We start from the raw sequence: 15,321 nt of genomic DNA, 5'->3' as shown, positions 1-15,321 counted from the left end.
GAAGTCAGAACCATCTTATAACTAAAGAAATAGATACCCCAAGTTATAGGTTTCAGAAAATTATAAAGAGTAAAATTAATATATTGATATTAAAATCAAAATAACCCAATCCTATCGATAAAAAATAAAACTCGGTCAATTTATTTAAACACCCTCAAAAGAGGGTGGTTTTTTTATTTAGCAGTAAATGTAGAGGTAAAGGTACGTGCTTCACGTCGTGCATCGGCATCAGATGGCATTGGATAAGGAGCGGCTGCCCTTACCGCAGCTTCTACACTGGCTTTCATATCTGGGTCACTTGAATTCACTACCACTGAGAGAACAGCTCCACTATCACTTAAAGTTACACGTGCTGTTGCCTTGTTACCAGAAGAGCCATTAGGTATATCCCAAGCACGTTTAATTTTATTTTCAAAATCACGTTTGGCAGATGAAGCAATTTTTTTAGCTTCAGCTTTTTTATCAGCCGCTTCTTCAGCTGCTTTTTTTGCAGCTGATGCTTTCGCTTCAGCCTCAGCCCGGTCTCTGGCATCGGCATCGGCTTTGGCTTTTTCAGCAGCATCCGCTTTGGCTTTGGCCTGCGCATCAGCTTTGGCAGCAGCGTCAGCTTTTGCTTTGGCCTGCGCATCAGCTTTGGCTTTTGCAGCAGCGTCAGCTTTTGCTTTGGCCTGCGCATCGGCTTTGGCTTTTGCAGCAGCGTCAGCTTTTGCTTTGGCCTGTGCATCGGCTTTGGCTTTTTCAGCAGCATCGGCTTTGGCTTTTGCAGCAGCGTCAGCTTTTGCTTTGGCCTGCGCATCAGCTTTTGCTTTGGCCTGTGCATCGGCTTTGGCTTTTTCAGCAGCATCTGCTTTTGCTTTTGCAGCAGCGTCAGCTTTTGCTTTGGCCTGCGCATCAGCTTTGGCTTTTTCAGCAACGTCAGCTTTTGCTTGTGCATCAGCTCTAGCTTTTTCAGGAGCTTCGGTCTTTTGTTTAGCCAATGCTTCAGCTTTAGCTCGTGACGCGGCATCTGTTTTTACTTTTGCGTATGCTTGAGCTTTTAATTTTTCTGCCTCTGCTGCTTTCGCCTTTTCTTCTGCACGTTTTGCAGCTTCAGTTGCCTGTAGTGAAGCAGAGGTTGTAGCAGGAACTGGAATAACAGGAGCTGGTTCTATACTTGGCTCGGCAGTTTGCGTAATTTCGGTTGCCTGGTTTTCATGTACGGTCTCTACAGTATCCGTCTGTTCTAGAGGAACAGGTTCAGGCGGGGGGAGATCCTCAGGTTTAATAAGTACAGTTTTAATTTGTTTAGGAGCTTCAGGCGGTGTACTCATACCCAAATAAAGCAAGCCGACCACAGCCACCAGATGTACGCCTAGCGTAAATCCAATTGCTACTGCTTTTTGTTTAAAAGGAGGCTTTTTAAAATCTTTCATAAAATTACTTTAATGGTTCGGTCAGTAAACCCACTTGAGTTAAACCGGCTTCCTGAAGACTGGACATCAAGGCTATGACATCACCGTAAGGGCGGGTATTATGTCCACGGATCACTACATTGAGCTGTTTGTTGTCTGCCTCAGCCTGAGTCTGTGCTTCAGTTAAAATCTGGGTCAGCTGAGATAGCTCTAGAGGCTCTGCCTTATGCTGTTCGTATTCTAGATAGTAATGACCATCTTTATCTAGGGTAACCATGGCAGGTGCATCTTTAGATTCAATCGGATTACCATTAGCTTGTGGTAAATCTACATTAATGCCACTGGTAATCATTGGAGCAGTTACCATGAAGATCACCAGCAATACCAGCATGACGTCGATATAGGGCACGACATTCATATCACTTTTTAAAGGTTTTTTGATCCGCTCAAAGCGTCCGGAACGTTGAATAGCCATTATTCAGCTTCCTGTGCAGGACCCACAGACTGACGTTGTAGCAAGGCTACCATTTCTTCGGCGAACAGGGCACGGTCTGAGTAAAGTGCTTCACCTTTAGCTGTAAAGTGGTTAAAAGCCAAGACAGCAGGAATAGCTGCAAACAAGCCAATAGCAGTTGCAATAAGTGCTTCGGCAATACCTGGTGCGACAGTAGCGAGTGTTACCTGGTCAACAGCAGCAAGACCAATGAAGGCATTCATAATGCCCCATACTGTACCGAAAAGACCGATATAAGGGGCAACTGAACCAATGCTGGCCAATGCTCCCAGCCCCTGCTCAAGATTACCTTGGTCACGGCTCAGACCTACACGCAAAATACGTTCGGTTCCCTCAATCGACTGTGTCGTTGAGGCATGTCGTTTACTCAATTTAAAAAATTCGCCCAGTCCCTGATAAAAAATATCTTCCAGGCCTGAGCGTTTTGAGTTGAGCTGGGCGTTATTGTATAGCGTATTCAGCTCGGCACCAGACCAGAACATTTTCTGGAAATGTTCATCATCTTTTTGGGCTTTCTTATGACTCATATACAACTTGGCAATCAGGTACCAGCTATAGATTGAAGCGAGTAGTAGAATCAGCATAACCAGCTGAACCACAGGACTTGCTTGCAGAATTAAATCGGAGATATGCAGGGTTGATTCAAGTTGTGTTGCCATAGAGAAGTTGCCAGTGATTTTTCTAGTCTTGTTCCAGTTCTTTACGGATGAGATCGCGGATTTGCTCTGGCAGCTTGCGCGGCATCATTTTGTCATTCAAGCAGGCCAGTTCGACTTCACCCGAAGCCAGCAAGATTTCACCACGATAAATATTCTGTTGCAACACAAATGATGCAGCTTTACACGAAATAACACGTGCTGTAACAGTGATCAGGTCATCCATGAGAATTGGACGCATGTATTTGACATTAATCTTATGCACCACAAAGTTATAATCTTTTTGGTGCCAGTAATGATCAACACCAGCAGCGCGTAGCCATTCCGTACGGGTGCGTTCCATATAACAGATATGATTGGCGTGATAAACGATACCGCCTGCATCTGTATCTTCAATATATACCCGAATCTGAAACTCGAAATGATTTGCCATAGATCGCATCCGTCTAAAATACTTTTAGATATTTAAAAACTAAATATCTGGTTTTGCTTTACTTAGGGTAATACTTGATATTTCTTTCTTGACCAGACTTGAACTTATTTCAATACAAGAAAACTTGAACCAAAACATGTAATTCATTACGTCTGATATAAAGAAATTGCTATTTTACTTCTGGCTGAAAGAAAGCTTTAAATTGAAAGTCCTACCAAAATACCACCCTGACTCAGGCCCGGATTTTAGCATAGACGTTCTGAACTCAAATGGCACAAGCTGACAATCCTGTAGAGAGCATGCAAATACAAGAAACCAATTTATTGGCAAAAAGGTTCAGTGCATACGAGCACTTTGCCAATTGTATAAAAACTGCCTATACCGCAACCTGACTATAAAAATCGTGACACTTGGCTAAAGAAGTATAGATGAACCTGCTAAGGGATATTTCCATAAGTTCTAAAGATGTATTTAGCCAAATTTCACATGTAGAAAAATAAATTGGATAAGAGGTGTGCAATGCTCACGCAAGTTGTACGTAAAATCTTTCTCACCCGTAGCGGGAACGGAACTGCATGTAAGCAGCATAATGTAGCGAGTCTGAATATACCTATTCGACATTTTGATTTTAAATTTGATAAAGATGAGCTGGATAGCAAGTTCTATTTTCAGACTGTTTTAGGCAGTGCGTACTGGCAGGCGCTCTCGATTTTTCTGACGTATGGTGAAGATCTGGTTATTGAAACTGCTCGTTTTCATCGTGATCTCGTAATTGATCCGGTTTTAAAACAGAGAGTTACCAGTCTAATTGGACAGGAGGCCATCCATTCAAAAATTCATGAGGAATGGAATGAAATCTTAAAAGATAACCGTTTCCCTGTCACTCTGTACCGTTTTTTGGCAGACAAAGTCTTTGACCATATCTTTCTGCGCTTTCCTCAGCCAATGAAATTATCACTTATGGCGGCTATTGAACATTTCACCGCGGTTATAGCCCAGCATATGATGGTTAATACGGATTCTTCGATTATGGCCATGATGGACAATCCGCTAACTCGTACTGAAGATAATAAGACTATGGCGCTATGGATGTGGCATATGCTTGAGGAGTCTGAACATAAAGATATTGCTTATGACGTTTATCAGGTTCTATCAGGTAATTACTGGTTAAGAGTTTCTGGTTTTGTACTGGCATTGGTTACTATTCTGGGGCTGGTGTCATTAGGTGGCATCATGCTCCCTTATCTGCGTTCACCACGTTATCTCATCAGCCGACGTTATTACAACGATGTCAAAGATAGTTTAAAACTGCTGGTCGGGCGGAAATATGGCGTCTTCGGTAGTAACTGGCATCATGTATTCGATTATCTGCGCCGTGATTTTCACCCGAATGACCATGACACTACTGAGTATCTGGAATTCTACAAAAAATATTTGCTTGATCCGGAGAAAGGGCTGTTAACGCCATACTTTATTAAAGAGTTTGTGCCACCTCTGCGTACAGCTGCAGCTTAAAAATCTTGAATATCGAATATTGGATTCAGCATGAAATTATCAGGTAATAGAAGTAAATCAAGCCAGAATGCCTATGCGGTAGTTACCGGTGCCGGTAGCGGTATTGGACGGAGTTTTGCATATGAGCTGGCTAAACGTGGAGGTGCAGTAATCTGTGTAGACCTTAACCTGGCAGCCGCACAGGATACTGTTGATCAGATTAAGGCAACTGGTGCGAAAGCATTTGCATTACAGTGCGACGTAGGAAATGCTGAACAGGTAAACAGTGTTGCTGAACAGGCTGAGCAGCTTTTAGGACACCCGGTTACACTTTTAATCAATAATGCTGGCGTTGGGCTGGGTGGCAAGTTTGACGAAGTATCACTTGATGACTGGAAATGGTGTATGCAGGTAAATCTATGGGGTGTTATCCATGGCTGCCATGCTTTTGTGCCAAAATTTAAAAAGCTGGGGTATGGCGCTATTATCAATGTGGCCTCAGCAGCCTCTTATACAGCCGCTCCAGAGATGAGTGTATATAACGTCAGTAAAGCAGGGGTATTAGCCCTCTCTGAAACTTTGTCATCTGAGCTGAAAAAGTTCAAGATTCAAGTAAATGTGGTCTGTCCAACTCTGGTCCCTACCAATATTATCAAGAACGGCCGTATTCCAGGCCAGTACTCAAAACTTGCTGATCATGCCTTGATGAATTATGCATTTACGACCAGTGATAAAGTCGCCAGATTGAGTTTAGACCGGCTGGATAAAGAACAGCTTTATACAACACCACAACTTGATGCCAAACTGTTCTGGCTGATGAAACGAACTTCTCCAAGTCTGTATGCCAAGTTTCTTGGCCTGTCTTATCAGTTTATAAAAACTTGAGAGTATAAATATAATGATGACTGAAGTTAAAACCAAACAGCGCGTCCATAAGAAGCAGTCTGCTAAAAATGATAACCAGTTATATGATACTTTTATTATCGGAGCTGGTATTTCTGGTATTGCAGCTGCCATCAAGTTAGATGAAGCAGGGTTGAATCATTTTAAAATAATTGAAAAGGCAAGTACTGTAGGGGGGACCTGGCGGGAAAATACTTATCCGGGGTGCGGCTGTGATGTTCCTTCGGCACTATATTCCTATTCATTTGCGCCGAGTACTCGCTGGAGTCATTTATTTGCCAAACAGCCTGAAATATTTGCTTATCTAAAAAATGTAAGTGAAAAATATAATATTCTGTCAAAAATTGAATTTAATCAGGAGCTGGTCAAGGCCATCTGGCATGAAGACCAGCAAAGATGGATACTGGAAACTCATGAGAGGGTTTATCAAGCTAGAACTGTAATTTTTGCTACAGGCCCTATTACTGAGCCGCAAATTCCCAAGCTTGAAGGACTAGAAACCTTTACAGGAAAGATGTTTCATTCAGCAAAATGGAATCATGAATATGATTTAACAGGCAAGCGCATCGCAGTTATTGGAACAGGTGCCTCAGCAATTCAGTTTATCCCGCAGATCCAACCCTTAGCCAAGGAACTTTTCGTGTTCCAGCGTACCGCACCTTGGGTCTTGCCAAAACCTGATTTACCCTTAGGAAGATATACCAAGACCTTGCTTGCCAGGGCCCCAGTCATTCAGCAGAGATGGCGTCAGGCTGTAGCGGGTTCTCTTAACCTGATTAATTTGGGGTTACGTCATCCTGTATTTTTAAAACCAGTCAACAATGGAGCTAAACAGCTGCTTAAACTTCAAATTAAAGATGCAGTATTACGTCAAAATGTTACCCCTCAATTCTTGATTGGCTGTAAACGTATTCTGTTTGCCAATAATTATTATCCCGCCTTAATACAGCCGAATACCCGGTTAATTCCACACGGACTGGTTCGGGTAGAGGGCAATAAAGTAATTGCAGCAAATGGAGAAAGCCACGAGGTAGATGTCATTATCTGGGGTACAGGATTTGAAGTATCCCATCCGCCGATTGGTCAGCGCGTGATTAATGAAAAAGGACAGTATCTGGCAGATTTATGGAAAAATAGCTCACCGGAAGCCTACTTGGGGACCAGCCTTGAAAGTGTCCCTAATGCTTTCTTGATGCTAGGCCCAAATATTTTGGTCTATGATTCATTTATAGGACTGGCAGAGGCACAGGTACAATATATCGTAAACGGCTTATTGCAGATGAAAAAACAAGGAATCAGTAAGCTCTCTATAAAGTCTGATGTGATTCATCAACATAATATTCAGGTGCAAAAACACCTGCGTAAGACTGTATTTAATAGTGGTGGATGTAAAAGTTACTATCTTGATCAGAATGGCCGTAATTTTGCTGCCTGGCCATGGTCGCTTAAAGTTTTAAAGCAGCGGCTAAGCCGACTGGACTTAAATGATTATGACATAGAATATTTAGAGAATATGCAAGAAACTAAACGCTCTGCATAAAACTCTAACTGAGCATTTTTTAAGATCATATTTTGGAACCGTGATTAACCCGGCTTAGCACACCGGGTTTCTCTATTTCTAGCTTATTCTTAATGTTTTGGTTCTGGTGGGGTCATACCGAACTGCAAGTAAGCCATATTGGTCGCGATACGGCCGCGCGCAGTACGCATGGCATAGCCTTGCTGAATCAGATAAGGTTCAATCACGTCTTCTAATGTCCCTGAATCTTCTGCCATTGCTGCAGCAAGTGCTTCTACACCGGCAGGCCCGCCGTCAAATCGTTCAAGTAGCATGCTTAAATACCGGCGATCCAGCGTATCTAATCCATCTTTATCGACATTCAGCATATCTAGCGCGCGCTGCGCCATTTCCTGAGTTACTTCTCCAGTACCTTTTACCTGAGCATAATCACGAACACGACGCAATAACCGATTGGCAATACGGGGTGTTCCGCGGGCACGGCGTGCGACCTCACGTGAACCTTCTTGAGTAATTGGTACATCCATGAGACTGGCTGAGCGCGTTACAATATGTGTCAGGTCTTCTACTGAATAAAATTCCAGACGCTGTACGATACCAAAACGGTCACGCAGGGGCGAAGTCAGTAATCCGGCACGAGTAGTGGCAGCAACCAGTGTAAAAGGCGGCAGGTCCAGCTTGATTGAACGGGCAGCTGGTCCTTCGCCAATCATGATATCCAGTTGATAATCTTCCATCGCCGGATACAGAATCTCTTCAATTACCGGAGAAAGTCGATGAATCTCATCGATAAACAGTACATCACCTTCTTCGAGGTTGGTCAGCATTGCTGCCAGATCACCCGCGCGTTCCAGTACCGGCCCTGACGTGGATTTGAGATTTCCACCCATTTCCCGGGCAATAATATTAGCTAGGGTAGTTTTACCCAATCCCGGCGGGCCAAAGATTAAGGTATGGTCTAGTGCTTCACCACGACCACGCGCCGCACCGATAAAGATTTCCATTTGCTCACGTACTACCGGCTGACCAATATAGTCATCCAGTGAGGTTGGGCGGATGGCACGATCAAAATGATCTTCTGGTTTTTCTGAACCACTAATAAGTCGGTCTTGCATGAGCTCGTTATCTACTTAATTTATTTCATCATTGACTTAAGTGCAGCACGGATCAAATCGGCTGATTCACTGAAGTCACCTTTTACTGCAGCTACAGCTTTTTGTGCTTCTTGCGGTTTATAGCCCAGTGACTGCAGAGCGGCTTCTGCTTCGGCAATCGGAGAGTTGGCAATGAACTGGATTTGCGGCAGGGCAGTGCTACTGGTAGTTGCTGCTTGTGCCAGTGTTTTGAAACGGTCACGCAATTCAATCATTAAACGCTCGGCAGTCTTCTTGCCAACACCAGGGATTTTAACCAGTGTGTTCAGGTCATCATGTTCAATCGTATGCACCAGCAGTTCTACACTTAAGGTAGAAAGAATACCAAGAGCCATTTTCGGACCAACACCATTAACTTTGAGTAAGGTACGGAAAATGGTTTTTTCCTGAGCATTACTAAAACCGTAAAGTTGTTGAGCATCTTCACGTACTACCAGATGAGTCCACAATGTAACTTTCTGGCCTTTTTGTAATTGGCAAAATGTAGAAAGCGGGGTGTCAATTTCATAACCTACACCGTTAACATTTAAAAGTACGGTAGGAGCTTCCAGTGCAAATACTTCACCAATTAAACAACCGATCATTTTGAGTTTATATTCCTGAATTAAAGAAAAGTAGTGCGGCGACCCTGTAAGGCTTGGGCCAGTTCATATGCCTGATGGTCTGAAAACTTACTGATAATATCCAGTACCTGCATAATATTCTGGTAATGATCAGTCTGAAAATTGGCCCCAAACTCCTGCAAAATTGTCATCAGACGCCGTTCTTTAAAGCTTAAAGACTTTTGTGGCAATGTTAAAGGAACAAAAGCATCCAGAATGTGCTGCAAGCTCATATGCGCGATAATTTCTAGATCTGATTTCTGCCGGTGCTCAAAAATCTTGTTTCGGGCCATATTCTTGGCAGTTTCTATACCTTCACAAATATCTTTGGGGCAATACTGCAACAAGCTGCCTTTAAGCTGGCCAGTTAAAATTTCAAAATGATGGCGTGCAAAAGCAGAAGTTACTTCGTCTACCAGACGTTTCATGGCCCGACCACGTAAGGCCGCGATTTTTTGCTGCCAGGTGGTATTCTCAAAATTCAGTTCTTCTGGCTGACCATAATCTGCAATCAGATTCAGGAAAATCGGCTCGACTTCTTCATAACTCAGCATATTTAAAATAATGCCATCTTCCAGGTCGATCAGGGCGTAACAGATATCGTCCGCCGCTTCAAGTAGATAAGTAAGTGGATGGCGGCAATAATGATAATCACCGAGCTGAATCAGTCCAAGCTGTTCGGCAATCTGCTTTAAAATTTCTTTTTCAGACTGATAGCAGCCGAACTTGGCCCGTTGGTGTGATGGCTGGTCATCAATGCGTTTAGACAGCCAGGGATATTTTAAATAGGCACCCAAAGTCGCATAAGTCAGGCGCATTCCACCATCATTCGGATGATAATCAATTCGGGTGAGCAGACGCAGTCCCTGTGCATTACCTTCAAACTGACGGACGTCGGCTTCCTGCTCAGGAGTTAATTCTCTCAGCAAATCATTATGGGATGCGTCATCAAACCATTCCCGAATCGCATATTCACCTGCATGTCCAAAGGGCGGGTTACCAATATCATGGGCCAGACACGCAGCCTGAATAATGGCTCCTACATCTGCTGGGGAAATCCATACCGGTAACTCATCCTTGATTTTTTCAGCTGCAAGCATACCCATTGAACGGCCAATACATGATACCTCCAGTGAGTGGGTCAGACGAGTATGGATACCATCATGCTGGGTAAGCGGGTGCACTTGGGTCTTGCGGTTTAACTGTCTAAAGCTTTGCGAAAAAATAATGCGGTCATAATCTTTATGAAAAGGGCTACGGGCCAGTTCTGAAGTACTCTTTTTACTTCCCAGACGCACCGCCGAGAGAAGCTCTAACCAACGCATTTGTTCCATTTATGATTATTCAGTTGATTCAAAACCTGATCATGCCAAAAAATCCTATAATTCGCCAGCCAGAAGCGACAGTAATTGTCGGGCTTGGCTTAGATGTTTTATATTCAGCCGAGCTTGGCCTTTTGGCTGGCAGACAGAACAGTCATTTAAAACTGCGTTTAACTTAAGTCTCTAAAGTATTCATAAAAGCAGTACCCTAATAAATTTCCTAAATATCGCCTCTAATGCCAGATTAGACATCAGAAATAGCTGAAAATTACAGTAAATTTTTATATTTTTAACTCTGGAATAGTTTGAAAATTATACAATATTTAGAAATTACATGAAGTAAGAATATTTATTTTTAATCTGTGAATAGTATGCCTGAACACCGAGATGATAAGAGCTAGGCGAAGGTTAAGCTCTTATTTTTTTAAAATAAAGCGTAGGAAAATGAGCTTTTCATGGCTTTATCACTAGCCCCAAATAGGCTTTCACAGTAGAATATGCGCTCTCTTCAAGTCACATTGCGGCATGGTCGCTCAGGCCTGCCCGTGGAGCCAAAATCAGCATGTTTATCGTGGCCGGTGCACCAGCACATTCTTCTTTCAAGAAAACTCAACTATTATCACGTTTAGCGTCAATTAGTTCTGTTCAATCTTTTGACAGCCAGTGGGTTTATCTGTTTGATCAAGCGCTCAGCGAGCAGCAGCATCAATCTGCTTTGCAACTTCTGAATGATGGTGAAATCTTTGAATTGCGCCAAGTTTCAGATGATGAAATACAAATTCTGGTAACACCACGCGTGGGAACCATTTCGCCATGGTCATCTAAAGCGACTGATATTTTCAAGAACTGTAATGTGCCGGTACATCGTCTGGAACGCGGTATTCTTTATACTTTAAAAGGAATTCCTGAGGTTTCTGCTGATGTGAAACTGGCTCTGCATGACCGTATGACCGAAAGTGTATTTGCTCAGATTGAAGATGCACAGGCGCTATTTAATGAGACTGCACCAAAACCTTTAAATTCAATTGATATTTTAGGGCAAGGTAAAGAGGCACTGGTTAAAGCCAATAATGAGTTTGGTTTTGCCCTGTCTGATGAAGAGATTAATTATCTGACCCAAGCTTTTACTAATATGGGCCGTAATCCGAATGATATTGAGCTGATGATGTTTGCTCAGGCCAACTCTGAACATTGCCGTCATAAAATCTTTGGATCAGAATGGACAGTAGATGGTGAAAAACAGCCATTATCCTTGTTTCAGATGATCAAAAATACTTATAAAGAATCTCCAACCGATGTTCTGTCTGCTTATAAAGATAATGCCTCTGTAATTGTAGGCTATGACACACAACGTTTTTATCCAAAACAGGATGAAAGTGGTCATTATGTGTATAAATATAAAAGTCAGGCTGCCCATATTTTAATGAAGGTAGAAACCCATAATCACCCAACAGCGATTTCTCCATTTGCCGGTGCAGCCACAGGCTCAGGTGGCGAAATCCGTGATGAAGGTGCAACAGGCCGTGGAGGTAAGCCAAAAGCAGGTTTAACCGGCTTTACTGTGTCTAATCTCAATATCCCTGGCTTTGAACAGCCTTGGGAAGAAAATTATGGTAAGCCATCTCGTATGGCTGCTCCGTTGCAGATCATGATTGAAGGCCCGCTGGGTGGTGCTGCATTTAATAATGAGTTCGGTCGTCCTGCATTAAATGGCTATTTCCGTACTTTTGAGCAAAATGTAAACGGTGAAGTTAAAGGATTTCATAAACCCATCATGATTGCTGGCGGTTATGGCAATATTCGTCCTGACCATGTTGAAAAAGATGCGATTCAACCGGGTGACCTGCTGATTGTACTCGGTGGGCCAGCTATGTTGATCGGTTTAGGTGGTGGTGCAGCATCTTCTGTTGACAGTGGTACGATGGGAGAAAATCTTGATTTTGCTTCGGTACAGCGTGAAAACCCTGAAATGGAACGCCGTTGTCAGGAAGTGATTGATACCTGCTGGCGTCTGGAAGATTTCAACCCGATTGTTTCTATTCATGACGTTGGCGCGGGTGGTTTATCTAATGCCATGCCTGAATTGGTCAATGACCATGAACTGGGGGCTGTACTTAATCTGCGCAAGATTCCTTCGCTTGAGTCAGGTATGTCGCCAATGGAAATCTGGTCGAATGAAGCTCAGGAGCGTTATGTACTGGCAATCCGTCCAGAATCTCTGCAGCAATTTGAAGAAATCTGTGCTCGTGAACGCTGTCCATTTGCTGTACTGGGTGAAGCAACGGAGGCACGTCATCTTACGGTTGAAGACCCGCTATTTGCGAACAAACCGGTAGATATGCCGATGCAGGTTATGCTGGGCGGCACACCACGCATGCAGCGTTCTTATGAGACAGCGCCTCGTCAGGGTAATGATTTTGATGCCTCAAAAGTTGATTTAAACGATGCAATTTTCCGTGTTTTGAAAAATCCGACAGTTGCTTCAAAATCTTTCCTCATCACCATTGGTGACCGCTCAATTACCGGTATGGTTGCGCGTGACCAGATGGTAGGGCCTTGGCAGGTTCCTGTCGCTGATGCAGCAGTAACTACGACCAGCCTGCAAGGCTATACGGGTGAAGCAATGGCAATGGGAGAGCGTCCTCCTGTAGCTTTACTGAATCCGGCAGCATCAGCACGTCTGGCAGTAGCAGAAGCAATTACCAACATTGCTTGTGCCAATATTGAACAGATTAGTGATATCAAGCTTTCTGCCAACTGGATGGCTGCAGCAGGCCAAAAAGGTGAAGATCAGGCCCTGTTTGAAGGTGTAAAAGCGATCGGTATGGAAATGTGCCCAGCCTTAGGAATTGCAATTCCAGTTGGTAAAGATTCACTTTCCATGCGTACCACTTGGAATGATAATGGTGAAGATAAAGCTGTAACTTCTCCAATGACCGGTGTGATTACAGCATTTGCACCTGTTGGTGATGTGCGTAAAACCATGACGCCCGAGCTGAAGAAACTTAAAGATTCAGTACTGGTACGTATTGATCTGTCTAAAGGCCAGTTCCGTCTGGGTGGTTCTATTTTGGCACAGGTTTATAAAGCAATCGGTACAGTTACACCAGATGTAGATAACTTTGATGAGTTTAAAGCGTTTTTTGCATTGATTCAGGATTGGAACAATCGTGGCCTGATTCAGGCATATCATGACATCGGTGATGGTGGCCTGCTGGCAACTGTCACAGAAATGATGTTCGCCTCACGTCTGGGTGTTGCACTAGAAGAGCAGTCAGTTGAAAGTCTGTTTGCAGAAGAAATTGGTGCAGTATTACAACTTAAGGCCACTGATTGGGAAGCATTGCAGGCAGAAATTTCCGAGTCTCTACTTAAAGATGCTATCAGCCTGATTGGTTCGGTAAATACGACCGATACTTTAAATGTAAATGGTTTAACGCTGGCACGTTCTGACTTGCAGCAGGCCTGGTCGGAGGTTTCTCATCAGATTCAACGTTTACGTGATAATGTTGAAACGGCAGATCAGGAATATTCACTGATTACCAATGCTGACCATCAAGGTATTATTGCTAAACCAACCTTTGACTTAAATGAGCCAATTGAAGCACCATTTATCAATACGCGCCGTCCAAATATGGCAATTCTGCGTGAACAGGGTGTAAACGGACATGTTGAAATGGCCGCGGCATTTGATAAAGTGGGTTTCAACAGTATCGATGTGCATATGAGTGACCTTTTAGCTGGTCGCGTAAGTCTGGATGAATTCGAAGGTCTGGTAACCTGTGGTGGTTTCTCTTATGGTGATGTGCTTGGAGCAGGTGGAGGCTGGGCAAAATCAGTCCTGTTTAATACCAAGTTGCGTGACCAGTTCGAGCAGTTTTTCCATCGTGAAGAAACATTCTCTTTAGGGATCTGTAATGGTTGTCAAATGTTGTCACAGTTGGCGCCGTTGATACCTGGCGCAGAAAACTGGCCACGTTTTCACCGTAATACTTCTGAAGTATTTGAAGCCCGTACTGTAAACGTACGAGTAGAAAAATCAAATTCTGTAGTGTTAGAAGGAATGGAAGGTTCTATTCTGCCAATAGCCGTTGCACATGGTGAAGGTCGTGCAGTAATTTCTGATAACAGCTTGAGTAGTCTGAATGCTAATGGTCAAATTGCTCTGCGTTATGTCGATAGCCATGGCAACCCGACCCAGCAGTATCCTCTTAACCCGAACGGTTCTCCAGAAGCAGTGACTGGTGTAACCTCTAGAGATGGACGCGCGACTATTATGATGCCACATCCAGAGCGTACTTTCCGTGCGATCCAGCATTCATGGAAACCGGAAGAGTGGAAGGAAGATGGAGCATGGTTACGCATGTTCCGTAATGCTCGCAAGTTTATCGGTTAATTATACACATATAAAAAAGCCACCTCAGGTGGCTTTTTTTTATAAAAAAACTTTTGACTATTTATCCTCAGATGCCTTGGTATAGGGCTCAAGCTCATAAGCCTTTTCAACTTGTGGATGACGTTTCTTGTCGGTACTCACTTTTTTGGTCCAGAGTTCATCTTCAGATTTCTGTAACTGATCATTCATCTCCTGAGGCACAACATTTCTAAACAGATCACTTTTACCTTCAACGACGTCAGCAATAACCTGATAAACTATTTCAGGATCAAACTGTTCATGAGGAAAGGCCATTTGAGAGTAATCAAAGATCCACTCTTCAGGGTTGTTTCCCCAAGTTTTCCAGTCTTCAAACATCCGGTCATTGAAGCCTGTGAAAAAAGGTCCCGGATTTACAGTTGCAACCTGTACGCCAAATTCTTGCAGTTCACCATCCAGTGCTTTGGCAAATGCTTCAATCGCATGTTTGGAGGCTGAATAAGCTCCAATCAGGGGCCCGGCAGAAAGTCCGGCAACACTTGAAATGAAAATAATTTTTCCGCTATGTTTATCTACCATTTTACGAGCGAACTCTTGTGTTAACAGCATTGTGCCGAAAACGTTCACTTCAAATTGTTCACGCAAATTTTTCTCAGGTATATCGACCAAAGAGCCGGCTTTTGAAATCCCTGCATTATTAACCAAGACATCAATGTCCCAAGCTGCAGCTTTTTCACGATCTTTTGGATCCGCAATATCAAGCTTTTCAAAGCGAATATTATCAAGTCCCTGAGCCTTAGCTTCCTGTTCCAGACTAAAAATCTGTGCTGCAATCTCGACACCTGCAATCACTTGATAATTCTTTGCCAAGAGAAATGCTGCGCCTTTACCAAAGCCAGTGCCCGCACCTGTAATTAGTACTGTTGCCATAAAATAATCCTGAGATTGTCATGAATTT

At 43.3% G+C, this 15,321-nt stretch carries 13 protein-coding genes; 5 read left to right on the top strand and 8 right to left on the bottom strand.

Translation table 11 applies throughout. From position 1 onward, the window contains the following. Nucleotides 1–173: 173 nt before the first annotated feature. Genes tolA through ybgC form a run of 4 tightly spaced genes read right to left on the bottom strand, consistent with a single transcriptional unit; the run spans nucleotide 174 to nucleotide 2,994 of the window. A complete protein-coding gene (gene tolA / locus N518_RS0102515; protein ID WP_017400845.1) occupies nucleotides 174–1,412 on the bottom strand; it encodes a cell envelope integrity protein TolA in 1,239 nt (412 codons plus the stop codon). Nucleotides 1,413–1,416: 4 nt separating this feature from the next. After that, nucleotides 1,417–1,866, bottom strand: a complete 450-nt coding sequence (tolR, locus tag N518_RS0102510) for a protein TolR (protein ID WP_005019311.1) — start codon at nucleotides 1,864–1,866, stop codon at nucleotides 1,417–1,419. Continuing rightward, nucleotides 1,866–2,564: a protein TolQ gene (gene tolQ / locus N518_RS0102505; RefSeq protein ID WP_005027054.1), complete on the bottom strand. Its 699-nt coding sequence runs from the start codon at nucleotides 2,562–2,564 to the stop codon at nucleotides 1,866–1,868. Before tolQ ends, tolR begins: the two co-directional genes overlap by 1 nt. Before the next feature lie 22 nt (nucleotides 2,565–2,586). Continuing rightward, nucleotides 2,587–2,994, bottom strand: a complete 408-nt coding sequence (gene ybgC, locus N518_RS0102500) for a tol-pal system-associated acyl-CoA thioesterase (protein WP_026443954.1) — start codon at nucleotides 2,992–2,994, stop codon at nucleotides 2,587–2,589. Nucleotides 2,995–3,513: 519 nt separating this feature from the next. Between ybgC and N518_RS0102495 the strand changes: the two genes are divergently transcribed. From N518_RS0102495 to N518_RS0102485, 3 genes are read left to right on the top strand one after another with little or no spacing between them, the layout of a single operon-like run. Continuing rightward, nucleotides 3,514–4,509, top strand: coding sequence for a metal-dependent hydrolase (locus N518_RS0102495; RefSeq protein ID WP_026443953.1), 996 nt, complete (start codon nucleotides 3,514–3,516; stop codon nucleotides 4,507–4,509). 30 nt (nucleotides 4,510–4,539) lie between these two features. Then, nucleotides 4,540–5,373 (top strand): SDR family NAD(P)-dependent oxidoreductase, encoded by an 834-nt coding sequence (locus N518_RS0102490; RefSeq protein ID WP_026443952.1) that lies wholly within the window; start codon nucleotides 4,540–4,542, stop codon nucleotides 5,371–5,373. Between the two features lie 13 nt (nucleotides 5,374–5,386). After that, on the top strand, nucleotides 5,387–6,931 hold the full coding sequence (locus tag N518_RS0102485) for a flavin-containing monooxygenase (protein WP_026443951.1): 1,545 nt from the start codon (nucleotides 5,387–5,389) through the stop codon (nucleotides 6,929–6,931). Between the two features lie 89 nt (nucleotides 6,932–7,020). Here the strand turns inward: N518_RS0102485 and ruvB are convergent, their stop codons facing one another. From ruvB to N518_RS0102470, 3 genes are read right to left on the bottom strand one after another with little or no spacing between them, the layout of a single operon-like run. Next, the gene (gene ruvB, locus N518_RS0102480) at nucleotides 7,021–8,025 is read right to left on the bottom strand and encodes a Holliday junction branch migration DNA helicase RuvB (protein ID WP_026443950.1); all 1,005 of its coding nucleotides are present in this window, start codon (nucleotides 8,023–8,025) and stop codon (nucleotides 7,021–7,023) included. A 20-nt stretch (nucleotides 8,026–8,045) separates the two neighbouring features. Continuing rightward, nucleotides 8,046–8,648 (bottom strand): Holliday junction branch migration protein RuvA, encoded by a 603-nt coding sequence (ruvA, locus tag N518_RS0102475; RefSeq protein WP_005019323.1) that lies wholly within the window; start codon nucleotides 8,646–8,648, stop codon nucleotides 8,046–8,048. A 20-nt stretch (nucleotides 8,649–8,668) separates the two neighbouring features. Continuing rightward, nucleotides 8,669–10,000 (bottom strand): deoxyguanosinetriphosphate triphosphohydrolase, encoded by a 1,332-nt coding sequence (locus N518_RS0102470; RefSeq protein WP_005019325.1) that lies wholly within the window; start codon nucleotides 9,998–10,000, stop codon nucleotides 8,669–8,671. Between the two features lie 2 nt (nucleotides 10,001–10,002). Here N518_RS0102470 and N518_RS17165 point away from each other — a divergent pair, with 2 nt between their 5' ends. Beyond that, nucleotides 10,003–10,167, top strand: coding sequence for a hypothetical protein (locus N518_RS17165; protein WP_010699840.1), 165 nt, complete (start codon nucleotides 10,003–10,005; stop codon nucleotides 10,165–10,167). Nucleotides 10,168–10,550: 383 nt separating this feature from the next. Continuing rightward, complete coding sequence (purL, locus tag N518_RS0102460; RefSeq protein ID WP_017400846.1) at nucleotides 10,551–14,384, top strand: phosphoribosylformylglycinamidine synthase; 3,834 nt, start codon at nucleotides 10,551–10,553, stop codon at nucleotides 14,382–14,384. 57 nt (nucleotides 14,385–14,441) lie between these two features. On the opposite strand, the gene N518_RS0102455 is transcribed toward purL, so the two are convergent. After that, nucleotides 14,442–15,293, bottom strand: coding sequence for an SDR family oxidoreductase (locus tag N518_RS0102455; RefSeq protein ID WP_026443949.1), 852 nt, complete (start codon nucleotides 15,291–15,293; stop codon nucleotides 14,442–14,444). Nucleotides 15,294–15,321: the final 28 nt, after the last annotated feature.

The sequence above is a fragment of the Acinetobacter sp. UNC436CL71CviS28 genome, from assembly GCF_000620525.1.
In the GTDB taxonomy this organism is placed as follows: Bacteria; Pseudomonadota; Gammaproteobacteria; order Pseudomonadales; family Moraxellaceae; genus Acinetobacter; species Acinetobacter radioresistens.
The sequence above is the reverse complement of the archived record's forward strand: the minus strand, read 5'-3'. Positions and strand labels throughout refer to the sequence as shown.